This is a genomic window from Aestuariimicrobium ganziense, from assembly GCF_015352975.1.
GTDB lineage: Bacteria > Actinomycetota > Actinomycetes > Propionibacteriales > Propionibacteriaceae > Aestuariimicrobium > Aestuariimicrobium ganziense.
In genome coordinates this window covers 1-23,630 of record NZ_JACYIZ010000006.1, presented here as the reverse complement: position 1 = coordinate 23,630, position 23,630 = coordinate 1, and the positions used below count along the sequence as shown (strand labels likewise).

The following is a 23,630-nucleotide window of genomic DNA, read 5'->3' as shown; positions in this document are numbered from 1 at the left end:
CTCGTCTCGAGTGGTCGTGGTCAGGGCCTGGGGCCCAGTGTCAGGGGGCGGGGTGCAGCACGTCGCGGACGAGGTGGTCGAGTTCCTCGTCGGCGGCCAGGAACTGCCGCAGGGTGGTGCGGGTGGCGCCGAAGCTGTCGAACTCGTCCGGGGTCATTCCGTCGGGTTCGTAGGCGCGGCGGAAGTCGTCGAAAGCCGCCAGCAGGCGCTCGACAATCGCGGGGTCGACCGGCTCGTCCATCCGGTCGACCGGGTCGATGCCGGAGTCCTGGATCTTCTCCTGCCAACCGAACGGGGGAGAGATCACCACGTCGCCGCCGACGAACTCAGACCAGTGCCGGGTGGTGCGGAACGCCGCCGACAGCAGGCGCGAGCGGTAGCCGCGTTCGGTGAACAGGGCGTAGGCCCGCTTGAAGGCCGCCACACCCGCCCAGTCGAGGTCGTCCTCGTCGAGTTCGACGCCGGGATTGACCTCACCGCGTGAGGCGAGCACCTTCAACCAGTCGTCCAGCCGGCCGACCATGATGGTGACCACGTGGCCCATGTTGCTGACGTCGTGACCGTCGGCGGCGCGGGCATCCAGACCACGCTCGATCGCCTCGGCGGCAGCCACGGCCTGCGGCACGGTGAACGAGACGGTGACGTTGATCGACACGCCGCGGCGCACGGCCTGCTCGATCGCCACGATGCCGGCGGCGGTGGCGGGGATCTTCACGATCACGTTTGGCGCCAGGCTCGAGAAGTGCACGGCCTGCTCGACCAAGGCTTCGGGGTCGCGCGCGAGCCGTGGGTCGGTCTGCATCGACAGCCGACCGTTGCGCCCGCCGTGGGCCTCGAACGCCGGCTCGAGCAGCTTGGCTGCTTCCACCGAGATCTCCTCGACCACCTGCCAGCCGATCTGCGACTCGCTCGCGGTCGGACGCTCGGCGGCGATCTCGGCCATCCGGGACGACCAGCGGGGCAGGTCGTTCTTGACGCACTGCACCGCGATCACCGGGTTGCAGGTGGCGCCGACCGCACCCCAGGCCAGCGACTGGCCGAGCTCGCGGGGATCGGCGGAGTCGTTCCACAGCACGGTGGGACCGCCCTTGGCCGTCATCTTCTCCAGAATCATGGACGCACTCCTCGTGGTGCCAGACCGGTGGTTTGTCCTGACATTATCACTCGGGTCAGGCGCGACCACCGGGGCGGTCGGGCTCATGCACAGTCACGTCGAAGGCGTACTGGTCGTAGCGGTAGCAGTGGTCGCCGAACTCGACCGGCGCGCCCTCGGCGTCGAAGGCGCGCCGACTCATCGTCAGCAGCGGATCACCCGCGGCCAGACCGAGCAGCCGCCGCTCCGCGGCGGTCGGACGACGGGCGCCGATGGTCTGGTGGGCCACCACCGGGTGGGCGCCGCGATCGCGCAGCACGGCGTACAGCGACGACGCGTCCAACTCCTCGGCGGTCAGGTCGTCGTAGCGCGGTGGCAGCCAGTTGTGCATCAAGGCGGTGGGCACCTGGTCAGCCATCCTGAGCCGCTCGACGAACAGCATCGTGGTCTCGATCGGCAGGCCCAGTGCGCGGGCGGCCACGGGATTGGTCTCCTTGCGCAGTGCCAGCACCCGGGTCTGCGGCTGCTGCCCGCGGCGCAGCATGTCGTCGTGCAGGCTGGTCAGTTCGTCGCGGCGGTGGATCACCGCACTGGCCACCGTCGTGCCCACACCACGCCGGCGCACCAGCAGTCCATGGCGCACCAGGTCGGCGATCGCCTGGCGTACGGTCGGGCGCGACACGTCGAGTCGACGCGCCATGTCGACCTCGTTCTCGAACGGGTCGCCCGGCTTGAGCAGGCCGTCCTCGATGGCTGCGACCAGCTGCTCAGCGAGCTGTTGGTACAGCGGCACCGTGCTGGAACGGTCGAGGACGACGGGGATCTGCACACCACGCACCCTATGCCGCCCGCGCTGGTCAGAATGGGTTCCATGACCGTTCACCAGGATCCGTGGTTCCACCCCGCAGGCAGTTCGACCGAGTCGGGATGTGATGTGTCGATCCGTCCTGGCGTCACCGAGGGCTGGTCGCACACCGGCCTGCTCGTGGTCACTCTCGCGGCCGGCGAGCGCCACGACCAGCCGGCCACCGAGTGCGAGTGGGTCATCGTCCCGCTGGAGGGTCGCGACTGGCAGGTGCAGGCCGGTGAGGAGTCGTTCGCCCTGCACGGACGAGAGTCGGTGTGGGTCGGTGCGACCGACGTCGCCTTCGTCGGACGAGGTGTGGGCTTCGCCGTGTCGACGGCCACGGGCGGACGTGTGGCCCTCGCTCACGCTGTGGCCGCCCAGGAGCGCCCCGCGGTGCTGGTGCCGGCGGACGAGGTGCCGGTCGAGACCAGGGGAGCCGGCATTGCCACCCGCGAGGTGCGCAACTTCGGCACCCCGGCCGTGCTCGAGGCCGACTCGATCATCGCCTGCGAGGTGCTCACCCCAGCCGGCAACTGGTCGAGCTATCCGCCACACAAGCACGACGAGGATCGCCCCGGCGTCGAGACCAGACTGGAGGAGATCTACTACTTCCAGGTTCGTCCCGAGGCTGGCGCTCCGGGTGAGGCCGACCCGATCGCCTACCAACGGGTCTTCGGCGACGATGATCGTCCGATCGACGTGCTGCACGAGGTGCGCACCGACGACGTGGTGCTGGTGCCGCACGGTTGGCACGGGCCGTCGATGGCCCCGCCCGGGTACGACCTGTACTACCTGAACGTGATGGCAGGACCGGGTGCGGAGCGAGCCTGGTTGATCCAGGACCACCCGGCGCACGCCTGGGTGCGCAGCACCTGGCCGGCACAACCCACCGACCCTCGGGTGCCGTTCTCCGTAGGAGGTGGGGGATGACCCCCTGCACCCCCACGCGGGGGATGACCCCCTGCAACCCCACGCGGGGGATGACCCCCTGCACCCCCACGCGGGGCAGCTCGCCCATGTCTGATAGTTTGTCCTGACAAAGTCCCCTCAGTCTCGCGGAGGAAGCCATGCCCACGCGCATCACCCACCTGATCAGCGGAGCCCCGTGGCAGGGCACCGCTCAGCGCACCAGCCCGGTCTACAACCCCGCCACCGGCGAGCACACCGGCGATCTCGACCTGGCCGACGCCGCCCTGGTCGACGAGGTGGTCGCCACCGCGCACCAGGCGTGGCAGTCCAGCTGGCGCTCGTCCACGCTGGCCAAGCGCAGCCAGGTGCTCTTCCGGTTCCGCGAACTGCTCAACGAGCGCAAGGACGACATCGCCGCGCTGATCACCGCCGAGCACGGCAAGGTGCTCTCGGACGCCCTCGGTGAGGTCACTCGTGGCCTCGAGGTCGCCGAGTTCGCCTGCGGCATCCCGCACCTGCTCAAGGGGGGCTTTTCCGAGAACGTCTCGACCCGGGTCGACTCCTACTCGATCCGCCAGCCGCTGGGCGTGGTGGCGATCATCTCCCCGTTCAACTTCCCGGCGATGGTGCCGCTGTGGTTCGTCCCGGTGGCGATCGCGACCGGCAACGCCGTGGTGATCAAGCCCTCTGAGAAGGACCCGAGCGCGGTCAACGCGATCGCCGCGCTGTGGGCCGAGGCCGGCCTGCCCGAGGGTGTGCTCAACGTCGTCCATGGCGACAAGGAGGCGGTTGACGCGCTGCTGACCCACCCGCTGGTCAAGGGCATCTCGTTCGTCGGCTCCACCCCGATCGCCCAGTACGTCTACGAGACCGGAACCGCCCACGGCAAGCGCGTGCAGGCCCTGGGTGGGGCGAAGAACCACATGCTCGTGCTGCCCGACGCCGACCTCGACCTGGCTGCCGACGCCGCGGTGAATGCCGGCTTCGGGTCTGCTGGGGAGCGCTGCATGGCGATCTCGGCCCTGGTCGCGGTCGAGCCCGTCGCCGACGAGTTGGTCGCCAAGATCGTCGAGCGGATGGACAAGCTGGTCACCGGTGACGGCACCCGGGCCTGCGACATGGGTCCGCTGGTCACCCGCCAGCACCGCGACAAGGTCGCGTCCTACCTGGACGCCGGCGTCGAGGCCGGCGCCACCCTGGTCGTGGACGGTCGCGAGGGATCGGTCGACGCCGACGGCGACGGCTTCTTCCTGCGTCCCACGCTGTTCGACCACGTCAAGCCCGGCATGTCGATCCACTCCGACGAGATCTTCGGCCCCGTCCTGTCGGTGGTGCGGGTGGGCTCGTTCGACGAGGGCCTCGACCTGATCAACGCCAGCCCCTACGGCAACGGCACCGCCATCTTCACCAACGACGGCGGTGCGGCCCGGCGCTTCCAGCACGAGGTCGAGGTCGGCATGGTCGGCATCAACGTGCCGATCCCAGTGCCCATGGCCTACTACTCCTTCGGAGGCTGGAAGGCCTCGCTGTTCGGCGACACCCACGCCCACGGCATGGAAGGTGTGCACTTCTTCACCCGCGGCAAGGTGGTCACCTCACGCTGGCTCGACCCCAGCCACGGTGGCATCAACCTGGGCTTCCCCCAGAACACCTGAGCCAGCGGCAACGGCGGCCCCATCCTCAACCGGGAGGGGGCCGCCGCTGTCGTGTGGAACGCCGGAGCCTGAGTTCAGACCTCGATGGTGGTGGTGAAGCCGCCCGCACCCTTGGCGGTCACCTGGTTCGCGGTGGTCTTGATGATCTCCATGCCGTACTCCTCGGCCCGGGCCACGGCCTCGGCCAGGTCGGCGGCGGTGTCACGATCCGGGCCGTAACCCTTGATCCGCTTCCAGATCACCGGCGGGGCACCACGCTCGGCCCGTTCGCTGTGCACCCACTGCACACCATTGGCGATCACCCGACGGATGTCGGGGTCGAAGTAGATCGGGTACTCCTGGTCGCCGGGGGAGAAGTAGAAGATCTTGCCGTGGCCGCGACGGAAGGTGCAGCCACCGCGGAAGACCTCCCCGCCGTCGAAGCTTGAGACGAAGATCAGGTCGTCCGGGGTCGGGATGTCGAAGAACTCTCCGTACATCTCGTGGCTGGGCAGGATCATCGGGCTGGGCACACCCTGGGCGATCGGGTGGGTGGGGTTGACCGTCCAGATCAGCTCGCGGTTCTCACCGCCACGCCAGCGCAGGTTGCAAGTGGTGCCCATCAGCTTGCGGAAGATCTTGGAGTGGTGGCCAGAGTGCAGCACGATCAGGCCCATGCCGTCGAGCACCGCCTGGTGCACCCGGTCGACCACGGCGTCGTCCACGTGCTGGTGGATCCAGTGACCCCACCAGGTGAGCACGTCGGTGTTGGCCAGCACCTCTTCGGTGAGGCCGTGCTCAGGCTCGTCCATGACGACGGTGCGCACCTCGACACCCTCGCCCAGCAACTCGTTGAGGCCCTCGGCGATCGCGCCGTGCAGGCCGTTCGGGTAGAGCTTCTGCACGCTCTCGTCGTGCTGCTCGTGATAGTTCTCGCCAAAGACGGTGACCCGGATGGGTGCAGCCATGGTGTGTTCTCCTGTGCTCGAATGGATGCCCCGAGCCTATTGCCCCACGTCGCGCAGGGGGAAGCGACCCCGATTTTGTCTGCGTGGTGCTGACGTGACAAGATGGTCCGGTTGCTCCGAGCAGGAGCCGCCGCATGCGTGCGAGGACTCGCCGGCCCTTTCGGGGGTGGTGAGGCCGGGCGTGATGGTGGTTCTTCCGTGCGAGGTGTGTCACCCGCGCAGGCGCCCAATCCGACTCAGACGAGGACGATCGCGGCCCCTGAATGCGCGACACGCCCGACCGCGGGGGTCGGAGAAGCCAAGCCGGCGAGAGTCGGACCAAGCGACGCACCGGGACCGGTGAGTGGCTCAGGACGAGAGAAGGAACAACTGTGGCGGGACAGAAGATCCGCATCAGGCTGCGGGCCTATGACCACGAGGTCATCGACTCGTCGGCGCGCAAGATCGTCGACACCGTGACCCGTACGGGTGCCAAGGTCGCCGGCCCGGTGCCGCTGCCGACCGAGAAGAACGTGTTCTGCGTGATCCGTTCGCCCCACAAGTACAAGGACAGCCGCGAGCACTTCGAGATGCGCACCCACAAGCGGCTCATCGACATCCTCGACCCGACTCCGAAGACCGTCGACTCGCTGATGCGTCTCGACCTTCCGGCCGGTGTCGACATCGAGATCAAGCTTCCGTGAGGTCTGACATGAGCAACGAACGCAAAGTGAAGGGGCTGCTGGGCACCAAGCTCGGCATGACCCAGCTGTGGGACGAGAACAAGCGAGTCGTCCCCGTGACCGTCATCCAGGCCGGGCCCTGCGTGGTGACCCAGGTCCGCACCCCCGAGGTCGACGGCTACTCCGCCGTCCAGCTCGGCATGGGCGCGATCAAGGCCAAGAAGGTGACCAAGCCGGCCGCCGGCCACTTCGACAAGGCTGGCGTGACCCCGCGCAAGCACCTGGTCGAGCTGCGCACCTCTGACGCCTCGGACTACACCCTGGGCCAGGAGCTGACCGCCGAGGTGTTCGAGGCCGGACAGGTCGTCGACGTGACCGGCATCTCCAAGGGCAAGGGCACCGCGGGTGTCATGAAGCGCCACGGCTTCGCCGGTCTGCGCGCCAGCCACGGTGTGCACCGCAAGCACCGCTCGCCGGGTTCCATCGGCGGCTGCGCCACCCCTGGTCGCGTGTTCAAGGGCCTGCGCATGGCCGGCCGCATGGGCAACGACAAGGTGACCGTGCAGAACCTGTCCATCCACAGCGTCGACTCCGACCGGGGCCTGATCCTGGTCAAGGGCGCCATCCCCGGCAACAAGGGTGGCCTGGTCGTCGTGCGCACCGCAGCCAAGAAGGGTGACGTGGCATGAGTGAGACCGTGAAGGCCGCGACGTCGGCCGAACTGCCCGCCGAGTACTTCGACGTGCAGACCAACATCCCCCTGATCCACCAGGTGGTCGTGGCCCAGCAGGCCGCTGCCCGTCAGGGCACCCACGCCACCAAGACCCGCGGCGAGGTCCGCGGCGGTGGCGCCAAGCCGTGGCGCCAGAAGGGCACCGGTCGCGCCCGCCAGGGTTCGCGCCGCGCCCCGCAGTGGACCGGCGGTGGCGTCGTCCACGGCCCGCAGCCGCGCAGCTACGCCCAGCGCACCCCCAAGAAGATGATCGCTGCCGCCCTGCGCGGTGCGCTGTCCGACCGGGCGCGTGACGGCCAGATCTACGTCGTGGACGAGATCGTCGCTGGCGAGGTCCCCTCGACCAAGTCGGCGCTGGCCACCCTGAATGCGATCGGTGACCTCGGCAAGCTGCTGGTCGTCCTGCACCGCGACGAAGACCTGGCCTGGCTGAGCCTGCGCAACGTGGCGAGCGTCCACGCGCTGGCGGTCGACCAGCTGAACGCCTACGACGTGCTCTGCAACGACCAGGTCGTCTTCACCCGCGCCGCCCTTGACGCCTACACGTCGGGTCCGGCCAGGGGGAAGTCGGTCAAGGCCGTCGCCACCGAGTCCGAGGCTGACGAGGAGAACGAGAAGTGAGCGAGTTCAAGATCAAGGACCACCGCGACATCCTGCTCGCGCCGGTCGTGAGCGAGAAGAGCTACGGGCTGCTCGACGAGAACACCTACACCTTCGTCGTGGCTCCCGACGCCAACAAGACCGAGATCAAGATCGCCGTCGAGAAGGTCTTCGACGTCAAGGTCACCTCGGTCAACACCCTCAACCGCAAGGGCAAGGTCCGTCGGACCCGCTTCGGCCTCGGCAAGCGCGCCGACACCAAGCGCGCCATCGTGACCGTCGCCGACGGCCAGCGCATCGACATCTTCGGTGGACCGGTCGGCTGACCGGCGCACGTTCGAGACGTTAAGGAACGAGACACCTCATGGGTATCCGCAAGTACAAGCCGACAACGCCAGGCCGTCGCGGCTCCAGCGTCGCCGACTTCGTCGAGCTCACCCGCTCGACTCCCGAGAAGTCGCTGCTGGCGCCCAAGCCGAAGACCGGTGGCCGCAACAACTCCGGCCGCATCACCACCCGTCACATCGGTGGTGGCCACAAGCAGGCCTACCGCCTGGTCGACTTCAAGCGCTACGACAAGGACGGCGTGCCGGCCAAGGTCGCTCACATCGAGTACGACCCCAACCGCACCGCCCGCATCGCGCTGCTGCACTACGCCGACGGCGAGAAGCGCTACATCATCGCGCCGGTGGGTCTGACCCAGGGCGCGCAGGTGCAGGCCGGCGAAGGCAGTGACATCAAGCCCGGCAACAACCTTCCGCTGCGCAACATCCCGGTCGGCACCACGGTGCATGCCGTGGAGCTGCGTCCCGGCGGCGGCGCCAAGCTCGGCCGCTCGGCCGGTGCGTCGATCCAGCTGGTCGCCCGCGAGGGCAAGATGGCCACGCTGCGCATGCCCTCGGGCGAAATGCGCATGGTCGACGTGCGCTGCCGCGCCACCGTGGGTGCGGTCGGCAATGCCGAGCAGTCCAACATCAACTGGGGCAAGGCCGGCCGCTCCCGCTGGAAGGGCGTCCGCCCGACCGTGCGTGGTGTGGTCATGAACCCGCACGACCACCCGCACGGTGGTGGTGAGGGTCGTACCTCGGGTGGTCGTCACCCGGTCTCGCCGTGGGGCAAGCCCGAAGGCCGCACCCGCGACAAGAACAAGGCCAGCACCCGCCTCATCATCCGTCGCCGCAAGTCCGGCAAGAAGCGCTGACAGGGGAGCCTGAACAATGCCACGCAGTTTGAAGAAGGGTCCCTTCGTCGACGAGCACCTGGCCAAGAAGGTCGATGCCCAGAACGAGAAGGGCACCAAGAACGTGATCCGTACCTGGTCGCGTCGCTCGATGATCGTGCCCGACATGCTCGGCCACACCATCGGTGTGCACGACGGACGAAAGCACGTCCCGGTCTTCGTGACCGAGAACATGATCGGCCACAAGCTCGGAGAGTTTGCGCCGACCCGGACCTTCCGCGGTCACATCAAGGACGACAAGAAGAGCCGCCGGCGCTGAGCCAGCTGACGAGGAACGAGAACACATGAGCACCACTGAACGGGCCAGCCGTCGGTCTGCCCTGCTCGGCGACCGTCCCGGCTCCTACGCCATCGCCCGCCACGTCCGGATGAGCCCCACCAAGGTTCGTCGCGTCGTCGACCTGGTTCGCGGCATGGACGTCAACGCCGCCCTGACCACCCTGCGGTTCGCCCCGCAGGCGGCTTCCGAGCCGGTCTACAAGGTCGTCGCGTCGGCCGTCGCCAACGCTGAGCAGACCGAGGCCCTGCGGGCCGAGGAGCTGTTCATCTCGCAGGCCTACGTGGACGAGGGCGTCACCATGCGCCGCATCCGTCCCCGCGCCAAGGGCTCGGCCAGCCGGATCCTGAAGCGCGCCGCGCACATCACCGTGGTCGTCGAGCCGCGTGAGGACGAGCCGGTGGCTCCGGCCAAGCCGAAGTCGAGCAGGGCCAAGTCCACCAAGTCCGAGAGCAAGAAGGGGGCCTGAGCATGGGCCAGAAGATCCACCCCACTGGCTTCCGCCTTGGGATCAGCACCGACCACACCACCCGCTGGTACTCGGAGAAGAACTACGCCGAGTTGGTCGGTGAGGACGTCAAGATCCGCGCCTACCTGAAGAAGACCCTGGAGCGCGCCGGCATCAGTTCGATCGAGATCGAGCGCCGGTCCGAGCGGGTCACCATCTTCCTGCACGCCGCGCGTCCGGGCATCGTCATCGGCCGCAACGGCGCCGAGGCCGAGCGGGTTCGCGCCGAGCTCGAGAAGCTCACCGGCAAGCAGATCCAGCTGAACATCCTCGAGGTCAAGAACCCCGAGATCGATGCCCAGCTGGTCGCCCAGGGCGTCGCCGAGCAGCTGGGGGCCCGCGTGGCCTTCCGCCGTGCGATGCGCAAGGCACAGCAGACCGCGATGCGCTCGGGTGCCCAGGGCATCCGCATCCGCTGCTCGGGCCGTCTGGGTGGCGCTGAGATGAGCCGCTCCGAGGGCTACCGCGACGGTCAGGTGCCGCTGCACACCCTGCGCGCCGACATCGACTACGGCTTCTACGAGGCCAAGACCACCTTCGGTCGGATCGGTGTCAAGGTCTGGATCTACAAGGGCGAGGTCACCGGCAACCGTGCCGAGCGCGCCGCCCAGAAGGCCGCCCGCAACGCGGCCCCCGGTGGACGCCAGCGTCCGACCCGTCGTCCGGGTCGTGGCGAGGGCCGCACCGATCGTCCCGAGCGTGGCGGACGCCGCCGCGTCGAGGCCGCTGAGGGCACCTCGCCCGAGGCGACCGTCGCCACCGAGAACGCAGGAGCCTGAGTCACATGCTGATTCCTCGTCGAGTGAAGTTCCGCAAGCAGCACCACCCCCGGCGTACCGGCCAGGCCAAGGGTGCGACCAAGCTTGCCTTCGGTGACTACGGCATCCAGGCCCTCGAGGGCTCGTACCTGACCAACCGTCAGATCGAGGCCGCGCGTATCGCGATGACCCGTCACATCAAGCGTGGTGGAAAGGTGTGGATCAACGTCTACCCCGACCGCCCGCTGACCAAGAAGCCTGCTGAGACCCGAATGGGTTCCGGCAAGGGTTCCCCCGAGTGGTGGATCGCCAACATCAAGCCCGGACGCGTGCTGTTCGAGCTGTCAGGCGTGCAGGAGGACGTGGCCCGCGAGGCCATGCGCCTGGCCATCCACAAGCTGCCGTTCAAGGCTCGCTTCATCAAGCGGGAAGCAGGTGACCTCTGATGCCGAACACCACCACGGCCGCTGATCTGCGCGGCCTGAGCCGTGACGACCTCAACGCCAAGGTTCGCGAGCTGAAGGAGGAGCTGTTCTCGCTCCGCTTCCAGTCCGCCACCGGCCAGCTCGAGTCGCACGGACGCCTCCGCGAGGTCCGCAAGGACATCGCGCGGATCTACACGGTGCTCCAGGAGCGCAACCTGGGCATCACCGTCGACCCTGACGCTGAGAAGAAGGCCTGACCATGAGCGAGAAGACCACCGAGACCGCCGTCGAGGCGCGCGGCAACGCCCGCAAGGTTCGCGAGGGCGTCGTCGTCAGCGACAAGATGGACAAGACCGTCGTCGTGCAGATCTCCGAGCGTGTCAAGCACGCGCTCTACGGCAAGGTGCTCACCCAGAGCACCAAGCTGAAGGTGCACGACGAGAACAACGAGGCCAGCACCGGCGACCGCGTGCGGGTCATGGAGACCCGTCCGCTGAGCGCCACCAAGCGCTGGCGTTTGGTCGAGATCATCGAGAAGGCCAAGTGAGGCCTCGCTGATCCCAGCACCGAATGTGAGACGGCTCGCCCCGACCGGGGCGAGCCGTTTCGCGTTGTGATGGCGGATCCCTGTGTACCGGAACCCTGCGCCGACGGGCGACGCCGGCGTCAGTCGGCCCGTCGCCGGGTCTCGGTGACGCTGCGGTCGCGTGAGCGGTACTGGCTGGGGCTGACTTGGTGGATGCGGCGGAACTGGCGTGAGAAGTACAGCCCGTCGGCATAGCCCACCTCGGCGGCGATCGAGGCGATCGTGCGGTCGGTGGTGTCGAGCAGGGTCCTGGCGATGCTCATCCGCAGCCGGGTCTGGTACTCCAGCACGCCATAACCGGTCGCCCGACGGAAGACCGCCGAGAAGTGCGAGGTGCTCCAGCCAGCCAGTGCTGCCAGGTCCGGCACCGACAGGTGCTCGCTGACGTGGTCGCGGATGTGGGCCACCACCTCGGGGATCGGGTCGACCCGTCCCGACCCGTGGCGCGGGCGACCGTCGGCGGCCAGTGCCGTGACCAGCGCCCATCCCAGGCCCGACGCAGCGCTCAGCGAGGTCATCGTCTCGTCGGTCTCCATCCGGCGCAGGATGCTGTCGACCAGGCTCGCCGCCCGGGTCACCTCGGCCAACCGGAAGACCGGAGCCTCGATGGTGGCTCGGGTTCCTGCCACCAGGTCATCGGCCTCGCGACCGGTCAGGTGCACCCACCAGATCGTCCATGGGTCGTCCGGGTCTGCCCGGTAGCGGTGGGCGGCCCCGGCAGGGATGACCAGCACCTCCCCGGCCCTGACCTCGTGGCGGGTGCCCTCGAGCACGCACTCGCCGGCGCCACTGGTGCACACGATGAGAATGTGTTCCGGGCACGAGCGGCGCGACCTGCCGTGGTGGCGGGCCCGCGGGAAGTAGCCGACATCGGTGACCAGCAGGTGCCGGGTGACCGGGGCACGCAGGGCTTCGGCCACCAGAGGGCGGGGCAGCACCCGCAGGCGTTGCCCCGGGAATCCGTCGGGGACCTGCGCAACCTCGTCCAGCTCGGACGCGCTCATGGCCTCAAGAATGACAGATGATCCATCTGCGCGTGCTGATTACGCTCGATTTCCACCAGCGGGTGCGTGGAATTGTCCATGATGGTGTTCGATCACCCCCTGTGCGTCACCGGTGCCGGCCCGATAGCGTGGGGACACACCCGCCTGCGAGGAGGAGCCATGTCAACGTTGACCCACCTGCGTCGCGACGGTGTCTCGGTGGTCGTGCTGACCGACGAGCGCCTGCCGCGCATCCTGCACTGGGGGGCCGACCTGGGCGAGTTGGACGACGCTGCGCTGGCCGGGCTGCACAGCGCCACCGCCGCGACGGTCGGGGACTCCGCGGTCACCTTCCCGCAGCCGGTCAGTGTGCTGCCGGCTCTGGCCGAGGGTTGGTTGGAGCGTCCCAGCCTGTCGGGTGCCCGCAGCGGGGGACGGGCCTGGTCACCGCTGTTCGCGGTCACCACACGCGAGGCCGGCGAGCACCACCTGCGGGTCGAGGCCCGCGACGAGGCGTCCGCGCTCGGCCTGGTCGTCGAACTCACCCTCGAGGTCGGGGGAGTGCTGGCCGCGCGAGCCATCGTGACCAACACCGGAGACGACGACTACCACCTGCACACCTGCGAACTCAGCCTGCCGGTGCCCGCCCAGGCCCGCGAGCAGGCTGACTTCGCCGGCCGCTGGGCCCAGGAGCGGCAGTTCCAGCGCCGCGAGTTCCAGCCCGGCCAGTGGGTGCGCGAGTCCCGCGGTGGCAAGCCGGGCTTGGAGAACCAGTGGTTGGTGATGGCCGGTGAGCCCGGCTTCGGCCACCGCCGGGGGCAGGTCTGGGCTGCGCACCTGGCCTGGAGCGGATCTCAGGCCGTCGCCGCCCAACGCACGCCCTACGACACCCGGGTGCTGTCGGCCGGTGAGCTGATCGCCCCCGACGAGGTCGTCCTCGCCCCCGGTGAGAGCTACTACAGCCCCACCCTCTACGGCAGCCACGGCGTCGGGACCGACCGGGTCGCCCACCGCTTCCACCGACTGGTCAGGTCGTGGGGCCACCAGCAGCGGGCCACTCGTCCGGTCACCTGGAACTCCTGGGAAGCGGTCTACTTCGACCACGACCCGCAGGTGCTCGCCCAGGCCGTCGAGCGGGCCGCTTCGATCGGGGTCGAGCGGGTCGTGCTGGACGACGGCTGGTTCGGCAAGCGCCGCGACGACCACACCTCGCTGGGTGACTGGACCGTCGACCGCGAGCGCTGGACCGAGGGCCTCAAGCCGTTCGCCGACCTGGTCCACTCCCTCGGCATGGAGTTCGGGCTGTGGGTCGAGCCCGAGATGATCTCGGTCGACTCCGATCTGGCCCGCGCCCACCCCGACTGGTTCTTCGACGCCGGGCACGGCATCGGGCTGCCTTCGCGCCAGCAGTACGTGCTCGACCTCGGCCACCCCGAGGCCAAGCGCCACATCCTCGAGGCCATGTCGGCGCTGATCACCGAGATCGGCATCGAGGCCTTCAAGTGGGACCACAACCGCTACCTGCTCGAGGGGGGCCACCAGCCCACCGGCGCGGCCGGCCAGCGCAACCAGACCCTGGCCGCGCTCGAGATCATGGACGAACTGACCCGCCGCCACAGCGACATCGGATCGGGGGGCTTCCAGATCGAGTCGTGCGCCTCCGGTGGCGGACGCGCCGACCTGCGGGTGATGGCCAGTTGCACCCGGATGTGGCCCAGCGACTGCAACGACCCGCACGAGCGGGTGCAGATCCTCACCGGCACCGAGATGCTGCTGCCGCCCGAGGTGATCGGCACCCACGTCGGCGCCTCGCCCGACCACATCACCGGCCGCACCATGGCGCTCAACTTCCGCGGCACCATGGCCCTGATCGGCCACTACGGCATCGAGGCCCCCCTGGAGCGGGTCGACGAGGCCACCCTGGCCGAGTACGGACGATGGATCGCCCTGCACAAGCGGTTCCGCGGACTGCTGCACACCGGCGAGGTGCTCCACCTCGACACCGATCCGTCGGTGGCGGTGCGCGGGGTGGTCGCCGAGAACGGCAGCCAGGCCCTCTACAGCTACGCGGTGCTGCACCGGCCCACCACCTGGCCGCCCGAGCGGCTGCGCCTGGAAGGGCTGGACGACGACCGCACCTACCGCGTCGAGGTGGTGGAGCGACCCGAGGGTCAGGCCCTGCCGCCGTGGGCCGACGCCGCCGTTGAACTACCCGGACGAGTGCTCGCCACCGTCGGGCTCGAGGGCGCTTCACTGCGTCCTGACCACTGCATTCTCGTCCACGCCCAAGAGGTCGACCGATGATCCGCCACGACGCCCCCAACCTGCCGGCCCGCCCCAGCGACCAGGCCGAGGCCCGGGTGGCCTGCTGGAGCGAGCCTGTCAGCATGCCCACCTACCACCCGCACACCCCTTCGGCCTACCCCGACTTCATGCCCGGGCGGGTCTACCAGGGGTCGTCCGGTGCGATCTACCCGCTGCCGGTCTACGAGGCGATCGACACCGAGCCCACCCCACACGACTGGCAGGCGGTGCACCTGGAGAACGACTGGATCCGGCTGATGGTGCTGCCCGAACTGGGCGGACGCATCCACCTGGGCTTCGACCGTCTGCGCGGCTACGACTTCTTCTACCGCAACGAGGTGATCAAGCCTGCCCTGGTCGGCGTCACTGGGCCGTGGCTGTCAGGTGGGGTGGAGTTCAACTGGCCCCAGCACCATCGACCGGCCACCTACCTGCCCACCGAGGTCGAGATCGAGACCGACGACGACGGATCGGTCACCGTCTGGTGCTCCGACCACGACCCGTTCAACCGGATGAAGGGCATGCACGGCATCCGGCTGTCGCCCGACCGTGCGGCCATCGAGTTGCTGGTGCGCGTGCACAACCGCACCGAACTCACCCAGACCTTCCTGTGGTGGGCCAATGTCGCGGCCCGGGTCGACGACAACTACCAGTCGTTCTTCCCCAACGACGTGCACTTCGTCGCCGACCACGCCAACCGGGCCACCACGGCCTTTCCCGAGGCCGATCGCCCCTACTACGGCATCGACTACCCGGCGAGGGTCGACGCCGACCACCCCGACGCCGCGCGCCTCGACTGGTACCGCAACATCCCGGTGCCGACCAGCTACATGGTGCTCGAGACCGACGACGAGTTCTTCGGTGGCTACGACCACGCCGCCAAGGCCGGGTTCGTCCACTGGTCCTCGCGCGAGGTGTCGCCGGGCAAGAAGCAGTGGACCTGGGGCAACCACGAGTTCGGCTGGGCCTGGGACCGGGCGCTCACCGACGACGGCAGCCACTACATCGAACTGATGGCAGGCGTGCACACCAACAACCAGCCCGACTTCACCTTCCTGCAGCCCGGTGAGACCAAGACATTCACCCAGCTGTGGTACCCGATCGGTGAACTCGGCCCGGTGCAGCAGGCCAATCCCGATGCCGCCGGCCGGATCACCGTCGCCGACGGTGTGGTCGACCTGCGGCTGCAGAGCACCCGCGACCTGAGCGAGGTCAGCGTCGACCTGATACTCGGTGAGCAGACCCTGGCCCACTGGGACGTCGCGTCGCTCGAGGCCGGGCAGCCCTGGTCGGTGACCCACCAGGTCGACGCTGCCGACCTCGACCTGGACGAGTTGGTCGCCGTGCTGCGCAGCGAGGGAACCGGCCTGCTCTGGGTGCGTCCCGCCGTGGGCGTCGACGACTTCGAGGTGCCCCCGCCGGCCAAGGAGCCGCCGGCCCCCGAGACGGTCGCCAGCAGCGACGAGCTCTACCTGATCGGCTCTCACCTGGACCAGTACCGCCACCCCAGCCGGTCGCCCGAGACCTGGTGGACCGAGGCGCTGCGCCGCGACCCCGGGGACTTCCGCTGCAACGTCGCCATGGGGCTTCGCCGCTATCGCTCCGGTGCGCTGCAGGAGGCTGAGCAGCACCTGCGCACCGCGGTCGAGCGGCAGAGCATGCTCAACCTCAACCCACGCGACGCCGAGGGCCACTACCTGCTGGGCCTGGCGCTGTGGCGTCTCAACCGGGTCGAAGAGGCCTGGAAGCTGCTCGCCCGGGCGGGCTGGGACGGCCACTGGTGGGTGCCGGCGCAGCTGGCCATGGCCAGGATCGAACTGTCCTGGGACGACGACCAGGCCGCCACCGACCGGCTGCTCAAGCTGGTCGAGTTCGCACCCGTGCAGCTCGAGGCCCGCAACCTCGCCGTCGTCGCGCTGCGTCGTCTGGGCATGGCGTCCGAGGCCGACGAGCTGCTCGCCGGAACCCTCGAGATCGACCCACTGGACGCGTGGGCGCGGGTGCTGGCCGGCCGCGAGCCCGCGCTCGATCCGGTGACCTGGCTCGACGTGGCCAAGGAGTTCATCCGCTGCGGATCTGCCGACGAGGCGCTCCAGGCGCTCGACCGGGCCGCCGCAGCCGATCACGTCGAGGGCATGACCGGGGTCGCCCCGCTGGTGGAGTACCACCGGGCGTGGGTGCTGGCCTCACGCGACGACGACCCGGCTCCGGCCTTCGCCGCCGCAGCCTCGGCCGACGCCACCTGGTGCCTGCCGATCGACCTCGATGACGTGGCCGTGCTGGAGTGGGCCTCGTCCGAGCGCCCCGACGACCCGGTGCCGCCGGTCCTGCTGGGCAGCTGGTGCCACCACTGGCGTCGCTACGACGACTCCCGGCGGCTCTGGCAGCACAGCTGGGACCTCGAGCCCAGCGCACTGGCCGCCCGCAACCTTGGGCTGTGGCACCACAACCAGGGCAATGACGCCGAGGGGGCGTGGCAGCTGCTCAGCACCGCCTTCGAGCTCGAGCCCGAGGACGCCAAGCTGCTGGTCGAGCTCGACCAGCTCGCGGAGCGGTTGGCCCATCCGGTGGCCGACCGCCTGCAGCGGCTCGAGCAGCACCGTGACCTGGTGGTGCAGCGACACGACCTGTCGGTCACGATGGCGCGGCTGCTGGTGCTCAGCGGACGAGCCGACGAGGCCCTCACCCTGCTGGCTGGACGGTCCTTCCAGCCGTGGGAGGGTGGCGAGGGCGTGGTCCTCTCGGCCTGGGACGCGGCCTCCCTCGCGGCCGCGGGCACCGAGCCTGAGCGGGCCCTCGAGCTGGTCAAGGGTGCGTTGCGTCCGCCGCTGACGCTGGGGGAGGAGCGACACCCGCTGGCCAACCGGGCCCACCTCGACCTGGCACTGGGCGATGCCTTGGCAGCCGCCGGCGACAGCGAAGGTGCCGAGCGGGCCTGGCGGGGCGCGGCCAGTGCCACCGGCGACTTCCGCGAGATGGCCACCACCGCGCACTCCGACCTGACCCTGTTCCAGGTGCTGGCCCTGCGCCGACTCGGTGAGGACGAGCGGGCCGAGGCCCTGACCGGTGAACTGGCCGAGTTCGCCGACCAGGTCGAGCGCACCCCGGCCACGATCGAGCACTTCGCCACCTCGCTGCCGCAGTCGGGGCTGTTCGTCGGGCCCGAACGCGACCGGGACGAGCGTGTGCAGGTGATGCGGGCCCAGGTCGAACTGCTCAACGGACGCAGCGACGGTCCGGCGCTGGCCCAGGCCCATCGCGAGCAGCCGCACCACGTGCTGCTGTGGCTGAGCGAGCAGTCGGTGTGAGCACCACCCGGGTGGAGGGCCCTCGGGGCTCGATGACCATCGAGGCGCAGCGAGGCGCGAAGATCACCTCGCTGCGCGGCGTCGATGGCACCGAGTGGCTAACCACCGAGCCGCGGCGGCGTGTCGAGCTACCCGGCCGGTATGGCTTCACCGAGGCCGAGATGTGCGGCTGGGACGAGTGCGCGCCCACCATCGACGCGGCGACCCTGGCGGACGGACGTGAACTGAGCGACCACGGCGACGTCTGGGACGTGCCCTGGCAGGTGCTGCACCAGACCGACGACGAGGTCGTCCTCGAGGTCGTCGTCGACCGCTTGGGCTTCGCGCTGCGTCGCCGGGCGGCCGCCACCTCGACCGGGTTCGTCCTCGAGTACGAGGCCCGGGCCACCGATGAGCGCTCGCTGCCGTGGCTGTGGGCCGCTCACCCGCAGTTCGCGGCACCCGACGACCTGGTCGTCGAGGTGCCGGGCCTGGAACGGGTGCGCCAGGTGTACCCACCCGACGCCACCGGCGACGACCGGCCCTTCGCGCCCATCGCGGCCCCGATCACCGCCTCGGCCAAATACTGGGCAGTGGCCCCCGCACTGCCGCCCGGGGCGGTCCTGCGCCGGGGCGAGGCCTGCTTGGAACTGCGCTGGTCGGGTGAGGCACTGCGCGGCCTGGCGCTGTGGCTCGACAGCGGCGACGTCGCCGATCATCGCTGTGTCGCGGTCGAGCCCGCCACCGGTCGCGGCGACCGGGTCAGCGACCTCACCACACCCGCCGAGGTGGCCCTGCTCGAAGCGGGGAACCCCTTGTCGTGGCGGCTCGAGCTGCACCTGTGAGCACCGCTGTGCTCGATTTCTTTCCGGTGCAGGGCCTCGTGTAGGCTGGACAGGCTGTCCTAGGACTGTGCCCTCGCATCGACTGGTCGCCGAGGGGACCTCTCCTGGTCGGCCACGCGCCGTGGGCGCAATGTTCACCCCTCCTGGCCAAATCCAGGGGGACAACCACGAGTTTCACCAGGCCTCCCCCGAGTCTGTCAGGACGCGGGACGGGGAACCGGTGAGACAGGAGAAGAAATGATCCAGCAGGAGTCGCGACTCAAGGTCGCCGACAACACTGGTGCGAAGGAACTCCTCTGCATCCGTGTGCTCGGTGGCTCACGTCGTCGCTACGCCGGCCTGGGGGACACCATCGTGTGCAGCGTCAAGGACGCGATCCCCGGCGGCAACGTCAAGAAGGGCGACGTGGTCAAGGCCGTGATCGTCCGCACCACCAAGGCCCACCGCCGCGGTGACGGTTCCTACATCAAGTTCGACGAGAACGCTGCCGTGATCCTGAAGACCGACGGGGAGCCTCGCGGCACCCGCATCTTCGGCCCGGTCGCCCGCGAGCTGCGCGACAAGCGCTACATGCGCATCGTCTCGCTCGCCCCGGAGGTGATCTGAGTGAAGTCGCTCCATGTCAAGAAGGGTGATCGCGTCAAGGTCATCGCCGGCAAGGACAAGGGCACCGTCGGTGAGGTCATCGCCGTCGACGTCGCCAACAACCGGGTGACCGTCCAGGGCGTCAACATCGTCAAGCGCCACCTGCGCGACTCGTCCACCCAGCCCCAGCAGGGTCGTCAGACCAAGGGCGGCATCATCGCGTCCGAGGCCCCGATCCACGCCTCCAACGTGCAGCCCGCCGTCGGCAGTGGCAAGGACGTCACCGGTAGCCGCGTCGGCTACCGCCGCGAAGAGGTGACCAAGCGTCGTCCCGACGGCTCGGAGTACACCTCCAGCCGTAGCGTGCGCTTCCTCAAGAAGGAGGCCAAGGCCGAGGCCGAGGCCAAGCCCGCGAAGAAGGCCGCGAAGAAGAAGGAGGCCGACAAGTGAGCACCGAAGCCCCCGAGAAGGTCGAGAAGACCGAGCAGGTCGACAGCAGCAAGGCTCCCGCCAAGGAGATGCCCCGCCTCAAGAAGCGTTACCGTGAGGAGATCGCGCCGAAGCTGAACGAGGAGTTCTCCTACGACAACGTCATGCAGATCCCCGGTCTGGTCAAGATCGTGGTGAACATGGGTGTCGGCGAGGCCGCTCGCGACTCCAAGATCATCGACGGAGCGATCCGCGACCTGACCGCGATCACCGGGCAGAAGCCCCAGGTGACCAAGGCCCGCAAGTCGATCGCCCAGTTCAAGCTGCGTGAGGGCATGCCGATCGGCTGCCACGTCACGCTGCGCGGTGACCGGATGTGGGAGTTCGCCGACCGTCTGCTGACCCTGGCGCTGCCACGCATCCGCGACTTCCGCGGCCTCAACGGCAACCAGTTCGACGGCCTGGGCAACTACACCTTCGGCCTCAACGAACAGGTCATGTTCCTCGAGATCGACCAGGACCGCATCGACCGGGTCCGCGGCATGGACATCACCTTCGTCACCTCGGCTCGCAACAACGAGGAGGGTCGGGCGCTGCTGAAGCACCTCGGCTTCCCGTTCAAGGAAGTCGACGACCCCAAGAAGACCGGCCCCCGCCGCGGCAAGGCCTTCTATTCCAAGAAGAAGAAGTGAGCTGAGGAGTACCGATGGCCAAGACCGCTCTCAAGGTCAAGCAGTCGCGCAAGCCGAAGTTCGCGGTGCGCGCCTACACCCGGTGCCAGAAGTGCGGACGACCCAAGGCGGTCTACCGCAAGTTCGGGCTGTGCCGAGTGTGCGTCCGTGAGCTCGCCCACCGCGGTGAGCTGCCCGGCGTGATCAAGTCCTCCTGGTGAGTGACGCAGACCTTCAAGAATCGACGACGCCACAGGTCCGGACCTCGTCCGGAAACCGGGGTGAGAAAGAGGCTGACAAGCCATGACCATGACTGATCCCATTGCGGACATGTTGACTCGCCTGCGCAACGCCAACCAGGCGTACCACGACCAGACGAGCATGCCGCACTCCAAGATCAAGGTTCGGATCGCCGAGATCCTCAAGACCGAGGGCTACATCGCAGACTTCGCGGTGAACGAGCCCGCCGAGGGCGAGGTCGGCAAGACCCTGACCCTGACGCTGAAGTACGGCGACTCACGTGAGCGTTCGATCGCCGGCCTGAAGCGCATCAGCAAGCCCGGCCTGCGGGTGTACGCCAAGTCGACCAACCTGCCCAAGGTGCTGGGTGGCCTCGGTGTGGCGATCATCTCGACCTCGCAGGGCCTGCTCACCGACCGACAGGCACACGAGAAGGCCGTGGGCGGCGAAGTCCTGGCCTACGTGTGGTGACCCGACGAGACTGACAAGGAGTAGAAGATGTCGCGTATTGGCAAGCTCCCGATCACCGTCCCGTCCGGGGTCGATGTGAGCATCGACGGCCGCAACGTCGAGGTGAAGGGTCCCAAGGGCACCCTGAGCCACGTCGTCGCCGAGCCGATCACCGTGAGCAAGAACGACGAGGGCCAGCTCGAGGTCGCTCGTCCCAACGACGAGCGCCAGAGCCGCTCGCTGCACGGCCTGACCCGCACCCTGGTGGCCAACATGGTCACCGGTGTGACCGAGGGCTACGAGAAGAAGCTCGAGATCGTCGGCGTGGGTTACCGCGTGATCTCCAAGGGCCCGGCCCAGCTGGAGTTCAACCTCGGCTTCTCGCACCCGGTGGTGATCGACGCCCCCGAGGGTGTCACCTTCACCGTCGAGACCCCGACCCGGTTCTCGGTGCAGGGGATCAACAAGCAGGTGGTGGGAGAGGTTGCGGCGAACATCCGCAAGCTCCGCAAGCCCGAGCCCTACAAGGGCAAGGGTGTGCGCTACGCCGGCGAGCACGTGCGCCGCAAGGCTGGAAAGGCTGGTAAGTGACCATGGCGATCTCTCTGGGAGTGCGCAAGGGTCTGGCTTCGAAGACGGCGTCGCGTGTGCGTCGCCAGTCGCGTGGCCGCAAGAGGATCCATGGGTCGGCCGAGCGTCCTCGCCTGGTCGTCACCCGTTCTGCCCGCCACATCGGCGTGCAGGTGATCGACGACGTCCGCGGGGTCACCCTGGCCAGCGCCTCCACCATGGAGGCCGGCCTGCGTGGCATCGACGGCGACAAGTCGGCCAGGGCCGCCAAGGTCGGTCAGCTGATCGCTGAGCGCGCCAAGGCTGCCGGGGTCGAGCAGGTCGTCATGGACCGCGCCGGCAACAAGTACCACGGTCGGATTGCTTCGCTGGCGGACGCCGCCCGCGAGGCCGGCCTGAGCTTCTGAGAAACGACGAAAGGTAACGAGACGATGAGTGGAACCCAGCGCCGCGGTGGCGGTGCAGGTGGTGATCAGCGTCGTGGCCGTGACGATCGTCGTGGCCAGGGCCAGCAGCGCGAGGAGAAGAGCCAGTACCTCGAGCGCGTTGTCGCCATCAACCGTGTGGCGAAGGTCGTGCAGGGTGGCCGTCGGTTCAGCTTCACCGCGCTGGTCGTGGTGGGCGACGGCGAGGGCACCGTGGGTGTCGGCTACGGCAAGGCCAAGGAAGTGCCCGCGGCGATCGCCAAGGGTGTCGAGGAGGCCAAGAAGCACTTCTTCAAGGTGCCGCTGATCCAGCGGACGATCCCGCACCCCGTGCAGGGCGAGAAGGCGGCCGGCGTGGTCATGCTGCGTCCGGCGTCGCCGGGTACCGGTGTCATCGCCGGTGGCTCGGCCCGCGCCGTGCTCGAGTGCGCCGGTGTGCACGACGTGCTGGCCAAGTCCCTGGGCTCGGCCAATGCGATCAACGTGGTGCACGCCACGGTCGCGGCCCTGCAGGGCCTCGAGCAGCCCGAGCAGGTGGCCAAGCGCCGCGGCAAGGCTGTCGAGGACATCGCTCCGGCGGCCCTGCTGCGCGCGGCCAAGGAGGAGGTGGCTCACTGATGGCACGACTCAAGGTGACCCAGACCAAGTCCGGGATCGGTGGCAAGCAGAACCAGAAGGAGACCCTGCGCAGCCTGGGTCTCAAGAGGATCGGCGACGTCGTGGTGAAGGAGGATCGTCCCGAGATTCGCGGGATGATCCACACCGTCACCCACCTCGTGGCCGTGGAAGAGGTGGAGTGAGATGGCGCTGAAGGTGCATCACCTGCGTCCTGCCCCGGGCGCCAAGACCGCCAAGACCCGTGTGGGTCGCGGTGAGGGCGGCAAGGGCGGCAAGACTGCCGGCCGTGGAACCAAGGGCACCGGCGCACGCAAGAACGTGTCGCAGGCGTTCGAGGGCGGTCAGATGCCGCTGCACATGCGGATGCCGAAGCTCAAGGGCTTCAAGAACCCCTTCCGGGTCGAGTACCAGGTGGTCAACCTGGCGAAGTTGGACGAGTTGTTCCCCGATGGCGGCGACGTCACGGTGGACGACCTGGTGGCCAAGGGTGCCGTGCGCGCCGGTCACCTGGTCAAGGTGCTCGGCAACGGCGAGATCTCGAGCGCGGTCAACGTGACCGCGGACGCGTTCTCGGCCTCGGCAAAGGAGAAGATCGAGAAGGCTGGTGGTTCGGTCACCGAGCTGTGACCTGAACGCCGACCACATGCCCGTCGGGCCGCCGGAGAACGCTCCGGCGGCCCGACGGCATTTCACGCCCTTGAGGGTGAGGGTTTTGGTCACGACTGGATCAAGATGTCGTGTNGGGCCGCCGGAGAACGCTCCGGCGCCCCGACGGCATTTCACGCCCTTGAGGGTGAGGGTTTTGGTCACGACTGGATCAAGATGTCGTGTCCCAGATGGCCCACTGCACTGCGTCGGGGCACGATGGAAGGTACACCCGGGTGAATCGCCTGGGATGAACCAGGAGGAAGAATGAGCACGTTCACTCGACGAAGTCTGTTGAGCACTGCTGCTGTGGGTGGTGCCGCGTTGACGCTGGCCGC

At 68.7% G+C, this 23,630-nt stretch carries 30 protein-coding genes; 26 read left to right on the top strand and 4 right to left on the bottom strand.

Features of this window, described 5'->3' with window-relative positions; translation table 11 throughout:
- Positions 1-40: 40 nt before the first annotated feature.
- Together IE660_RS12020 and IE660_RS12015 are read right to left on the bottom strand one after the other, a co-directional pair.
- Complete coding sequence (locus IE660_RS12020; protein WP_203568620.1) at positions 41-1,114, bottom strand: transaldolase family protein; 1,074 nt, start codon at positions 1,112-1,114, stop codon at positions 41-43.
- Between the two features lie 55 nt (positions 1,115-1,169).
- The gene (locus IE660_RS12015; RefSeq protein ID WP_203568619.1) at positions 1,170-1,922 is read right to left on the bottom strand and encodes a GntR family transcriptional regulator; all 753 of its coding nucleotides are present in this window, start codon (positions 1,920-1,922) and stop codon (positions 1,170-1,172) included.
- A gap of 42 nt (positions 1,923-1,964) precedes the next feature.
- On the opposite strand from IE660_RS12015, the gene iolB reads away from it, so the two are divergent.
- Together iolB and IE660_RS12005 are read left to right on the top strand one after the other, a co-directional pair.
- Positions 1,965-2,870: a 5-deoxy-glucuronate isomerase gene (gene iolB, locus IE660_RS12010; RefSeq protein WP_203568618.1), complete on the top strand. Its 906-nt coding sequence runs from the start codon at positions 1,965-1,967 to the stop codon at positions 2,868-2,870.
- Between the two features lie 137 nt (positions 2,871-3,007).
- Positions 3,008-4,504: a CoA-acylating methylmalonate-semialdehyde dehydrogenase gene (locus IE660_RS12005; RefSeq protein ID WP_203568617.1), complete on the top strand. Its 1,497-nt coding sequence runs from the start codon at positions 3,008-3,010 to the stop codon at positions 4,502-4,504.
- 74 nt (positions 4,505-4,578) lie between these two features.
- Here IE660_RS12005 and IE660_RS12000 read toward each other — a convergent pair whose 3' ends face one another.
- The gene (locus IE660_RS12000; protein WP_203568616.1) at positions 4,579-5,451 is read right to left on the bottom strand and encodes a ThuA domain-containing protein; all 873 of its coding nucleotides are present in this window, start codon (positions 5,449-5,451) and stop codon (positions 4,579-4,581) included.
- A gap of 371 nt (positions 5,452-5,822) precedes the next feature.
- Here IE660_RS12000 and rpsJ point away from each other — a divergent pair, with 371 nt between their 5' ends.
- The 11 genes from rpsJ to rpsQ are packed head-to-tail and all read left to right on the top strand — an operon-like array spanning position 5,823 to position 11,201.
- Positions 5,823-6,134 carry a 30S ribosomal protein S10 gene (gene rpsJ, locus IE660_RS11995; RefSeq protein WP_015071250.1) on the top strand — a complete coding sequence of 104 codons (312 nt, stop codon included), beginning with the start codon at positions 5,823-5,825 and terminating at the stop codon, positions 6,132-6,134.
- Positions 6,135-6,142: 8 nt separating this feature from the next.
- The gene (rplC, locus tag IE660_RS11990; protein WP_203568615.1) at positions 6,143-6,802 is read left to right on the top strand and encodes a 50S ribosomal protein L3; all 660 of its coding nucleotides are present in this window, start codon (positions 6,143-6,145) and stop codon (positions 6,800-6,802) included.
- Positions 6,799-7,467, top strand: coding sequence for a 50S ribosomal protein L4 (gene rplD, locus IE660_RS11985; RefSeq protein ID WP_203568614.1), 669 nt, complete (start codon positions 6,799-6,801; stop codon positions 7,465-7,467). The genes rplC and rplD overlap by 4 nt, the downstream gene beginning before the upstream one ends.
- The gene (gene rplW / locus IE660_RS11980; protein ID WP_203568613.1) at positions 7,464-7,772 is read left to right on the top strand and encodes a 50S ribosomal protein L23; all 309 of its coding nucleotides are present in this window, start codon (positions 7,464-7,466) and stop codon (positions 7,770-7,772) included. Before rplD ends, rplW begins: the two co-directional genes overlap by 4 nt.
- Positions 7,773-7,810: 38 nt before the next feature.
- Entirely contained in the window at positions 7,811-8,647 is an 837-nt protein-coding gene (gene rplB / locus IE660_RS11975) for a 50S ribosomal protein L2 (protein ID WP_203568612.1), read from the top strand.
- Between the two features lie 16 nt (positions 8,648-8,663).
- Positions 8,664-8,945 (top strand): 30S ribosomal protein S19, encoded by a 282-nt coding sequence (rpsS, locus tag IE660_RS11970; RefSeq protein ID WP_203568611.1) that lies wholly within the window; start codon positions 8,664-8,666, stop codon positions 8,943-8,945.
- A 25-nt stretch (positions 8,946-8,970) separates the two neighbouring features.
- Positions 8,971-9,432, top strand: a complete 462-nt coding sequence (rplV, locus tag IE660_RS11965; protein WP_203568610.1) for a 50S ribosomal protein L22 — start codon at positions 8,971-8,973, stop codon at positions 9,430-9,432.
- Between the two features lie 2 nt (positions 9,433-9,434).
- Positions 9,435-10,250: a 30S ribosomal protein S3 gene (gene rpsC / locus IE660_RS11960; protein WP_203568609.1), complete on the top strand. Its 816-nt coding sequence runs from the start codon at positions 9,435-9,437 to the stop codon at positions 10,248-10,250.
- Positions 10,251-10,255: 5 nt separating this feature from the next.
- Positions 10,256-10,675, top strand: coding sequence for a 50S ribosomal protein L16 (rplP, locus tag IE660_RS11955; protein WP_203568608.1), 420 nt, complete (start codon positions 10,256-10,258; stop codon positions 10,673-10,675).
- Complete coding sequence (gene rpmC / locus IE660_RS11950) at positions 10,675-10,911, top strand: 50S ribosomal protein L29 (protein WP_203568607.1); 237 nt, start codon at positions 10,675-10,677, stop codon at positions 10,909-10,911. The genes rplP and rpmC overlap by 1 nt, the downstream gene beginning before the upstream one ends.
- 2 nt (positions 10,912-10,913) lie before the next feature.
- On the top strand, positions 10,914-11,201 hold the full coding sequence (gene rpsQ, locus IE660_RS11945; RefSeq protein ID WP_203568606.1) for a 30S ribosomal protein S17: 288 nt from the start codon (positions 10,914-10,916) through the stop codon (positions 11,199-11,201).
- Between the two features lie 119 nt (positions 11,202-11,320).
- On the opposite strand, the gene IE660_RS11940 is transcribed toward rpsQ, so the two are convergent.
- Complete coding sequence (locus IE660_RS11940) at positions 11,321-12,244, bottom strand: AraC family transcriptional regulator (protein WP_203568605.1); 924 nt, start codon at positions 12,242-12,244, stop codon at positions 11,321-11,323.
- Between the two features lie 159 nt (positions 12,245-12,403).
- Between IE660_RS11940 and IE660_RS11935 the strand changes: the two genes are divergently transcribed.
- The 13 genes from IE660_RS11935 (at position 12,404) to rplO (ending at position 23,274) form a co-directional block, all read left to right on the top strand.
- Positions 12,404-14,527, top strand: coding sequence for an alpha-galactosidase (locus IE660_RS11935; RefSeq protein WP_203568604.1), 2,124 nt, complete (start codon positions 12,404-12,406; stop codon positions 14,525-14,527).
- Positions 14,524-17,835: a DUF5107 domain-containing protein gene (locus tag IE660_RS11930; RefSeq protein ID WP_203568603.1), complete on the top strand. Its 3,312-nt coding sequence runs from the start codon at positions 14,524-14,526 to the stop codon at positions 17,833-17,835. The genes IE660_RS11935 and IE660_RS11930 overlap by 4 nt, the downstream gene beginning before the upstream one ends.
- Positions 17,832-18,659 carry an aldose epimerase family protein gene (locus IE660_RS11925; RefSeq protein ID WP_203568602.1) on the top strand — a complete coding sequence of 276 codons (828 nt, stop codon included), beginning with the start codon at positions 17,832-17,834 and terminating at the stop codon, positions 18,657-18,659. Before IE660_RS11930 ends, IE660_RS11925 begins: the two co-directional genes overlap by 4 nt.
- A gap of 237 nt (positions 18,660-18,896) precedes the next feature.
- The gene (rplN, locus tag IE660_RS11920) at positions 18,897-19,265 is read left to right on the top strand and encodes a 50S ribosomal protein L14 (protein WP_203568601.1); all 369 of its coding nucleotides are present in this window, start codon (positions 18,897-18,899) and stop codon (positions 19,263-19,265) included.
- On the top strand, positions 19,266-19,694 hold the full coding sequence (rplX, locus tag IE660_RS11915; protein WP_203568600.1) for a 50S ribosomal protein L24: 429 nt from the start codon (positions 19,266-19,268) through the stop codon (positions 19,692-19,694).
- Positions 19,695-19,762: 68 nt separating this feature from the next.
- Positions 19,763-20,365: a 50S ribosomal protein L5 gene (rplE, locus tag IE660_RS11910; protein ID WP_203568777.1), complete on the top strand. Its 603-nt coding sequence runs from the start codon at positions 19,763-19,765 to the stop codon at positions 20,363-20,365.
- A gap of 14 nt (positions 20,366-20,379) precedes the next feature.
- Positions 20,380-20,565 (top strand): type Z 30S ribosomal protein S14, encoded by a 186-nt coding sequence (locus IE660_RS11905; RefSeq protein WP_203568599.1) that lies wholly within the window; start codon positions 20,380-20,382, stop codon positions 20,563-20,565.
- An 82-nt stretch (positions 20,566-20,647) separates the two neighbouring features.
- A complete protein-coding gene (rpsH, locus tag IE660_RS11900; RefSeq protein WP_203568598.1) occupies positions 20,648-21,055 on the top strand; it encodes a 30S ribosomal protein S8 in 408 nt (135 codons plus the stop codon).
- Positions 21,056-21,082: 27 nt separating this feature from the next.
- The gene (gene rplF / locus IE660_RS11895) at positions 21,083-21,625 is read left to right on the top strand and encodes a 50S ribosomal protein L6 (RefSeq protein ID WP_203568597.1); all 543 of its coding nucleotides are present in this window, start codon (positions 21,083-21,085) and stop codon (positions 21,623-21,625) included.
- A 2-nt stretch (positions 21,626-21,627) separates the two neighbouring features.
- Positions 21,628-22,011, top strand: a complete 384-nt coding sequence (gene rplR, locus IE660_RS11890; protein WP_203568596.1) for a 50S ribosomal protein L18 — start codon at positions 21,628-21,630, stop codon at positions 22,009-22,011.
- 24 nt (positions 22,012-22,035) lie between these two features.
- Entirely contained in the window at positions 22,036-22,647 is a 612-nt protein-coding gene (gene rpsE, locus IE660_RS11885) for a 30S ribosomal protein S5 (RefSeq protein WP_203568595.1), read from the top strand.
- A complete protein-coding gene (rpmD, locus tag IE660_RS11880) occupies positions 22,647-22,829 on the top strand; it encodes a 50S ribosomal protein L30 (RefSeq protein WP_203568594.1) in 183 nt (60 codons plus the stop codon). Before rpsE ends, rpmD begins: the two co-directional genes overlap by 1 nt.
- Before the next feature lies 1 nt (position 22,830).
- Positions 22,831-23,274, top strand: coding sequence for a 50S ribosomal protein L15 (rplO, locus tag IE660_RS11875; RefSeq protein ID WP_203568593.1), 444 nt, complete (start codon positions 22,831-22,833; stop codon positions 23,272-23,274).
- The last annotated feature ends 356 nt before the right edge of the window (positions 23,275-23,630 follow it).

Bases quoted from the DNA above. Each gene is read 5' to 3' on its own strand.
- IE660_RS12020 (WP_203568620.1), bottom strand. From the start codon at position 1,114: ATGATTCTGGAGAAGATGACGGCCAAGGGCGGTCCCACCGTGCTGTGG.
- iolB (WP_203568618.1), top strand. From the start codon at position 1,965: ATGACCGTTCACCAGGATCCGTGGTTCCACCCCGCAGGCAGTTCGACC.
- IE660_RS12005 (WP_203568617.1), top strand. From the start codon at position 3,008: ATGCCCACGCGCATCACCCACCTGATCAGCGGAGCCCCGTGGCAGGGC.
- IE660_RS12000 (WP_203568616.1), bottom strand. From the start codon at position 5,451: ATGGCTGCACCCATCCGGGTCACCGTCTTTGGCGAGAACTATCACGAG.
- rplC (WP_203568615.1), top strand. From the start codon at position 6,143: ATGAGCAACGAACGCAAAGTGAAGGGGCTGCTGGGCACCAAGCTCGGC.
- rplD (WP_203568614.1), top strand. From the start codon at position 6,799: ATGAGTGAGACCGTGAAGGCCGCGACGTCGGCCGAACTGCCCGCCGAG.
- rplB (WP_203568612.1), top strand. From the start codon at position 7,811: ATGGGTATCCGCAAGTACAAGCCGACAACGCCAGGCCGTCGCGGCTCC.
- rpsS (WP_203568611.1), top strand. From the start codon at position 8,664: ATGCCACGCAGTTTGAAGAAGGGTCCCTTCGTCGACGAGCACCTGGCC.
- rplV (WP_203568610.1), top strand. From the start codon at position 8,971: ATGAGCACCACTGAACGGGCCAGCCGTCGGTCTGCCCTGCTCGGCGAC.
- rpsC (WP_203568609.1), top strand. From the start codon at position 9,435: ATGGGCCAGAAGATCCACCCCACTGGCTTCCGCCTTGGGATCAGCACC.
- rplP (WP_203568608.1), top strand. From the start codon at position 10,256: ATGCTGATTCCTCGTCGAGTGAAGTTCCGCAAGCAGCACCACCCCCGG.
- rpmC (WP_203568607.1), top strand. From the start codon at position 10,675: ATGCCGAACACCACCACGGCCGCTGATCTGCGCGGCCTGAGCCGTGAC.
- rpsQ (WP_203568606.1), top strand. From the start codon at position 10,914: ATGAGCGAGAAGACCACCGAGACCGCCGTCGAGGCGCGCGGCAACGCC.
- IE660_RS11940 (WP_203568605.1), bottom strand. From the start codon at position 12,244: ATGAGCGCGTCCGAGCTGGACGAGGTTGCGCAGGTCCCCGACGGATTC.
- IE660_RS11935 (WP_203568604.1), top strand. From the start codon at position 12,404: ATGTCAACGTTGACCCACCTGCGTCGCGACGGTGTCTCGGTGGTCGTG.
- IE660_RS11930 (WP_203568603.1), top strand. From the start codon at position 14,524: ATGATCCGCCACGACGCCCCCAACCTGCCGGCCCGCCCCAGCGACCAG.
- rplN (WP_203568601.1), top strand. From the start codon at position 18,897: ATGATCCAGCAGGAGTCGCGACTCAAGGTCGCCGACAACACTGGTGCG.
- rplE (WP_203568777.1), top strand. From the start codon at position 19,763: ATGCCCCGCCTCAAGAAGCGTTACCGTGAGGAGATCGCGCCGAAGCTG.
- IE660_RS11905 (WP_203568599.1), top strand. From the start codon at position 20,380: ATGGCCAAGACCGCTCTCAAGGTCAAGCAGTCGCGCAAGCCGAAGTTC.
- rpsH (WP_203568598.1), top strand. From the start codon at position 20,648: ATGACCATGACTGATCCCATTGCGGACATGTTGACTCGCCTGCGCAAC.
- rplF (WP_203568597.1), top strand. From the start codon at position 21,083: ATGTCGCGTATTGGCAAGCTCCCGATCACCGTCCCGTCCGGGGTCGAT.
- rplR (WP_203568596.1), top strand. From the start codon at position 21,628: ATGGCGATCTCTCTGGGAGTGCGCAAGGGTCTGGCTTCGAAGACGGCG.
- rpsE (WP_203568595.1), top strand. From the start codon at position 22,036: ATGAGTGGAACCCAGCGCCGCGGTGGCGGTGCAGGTGGTGATCAGCGT.
- rpmD (WP_203568594.1), top strand. From the start codon at position 22,647: ATGGCACGACTCAAGGTGACCCAGACCAAGTCCGGGATCGGTGGCAAG.
- rplO (WP_203568593.1), top strand. From the start codon at position 22,831: ATGGCGCTGAAGGTGCATCACCTGCGTCCTGCCCCGGGCGCCAAGACC.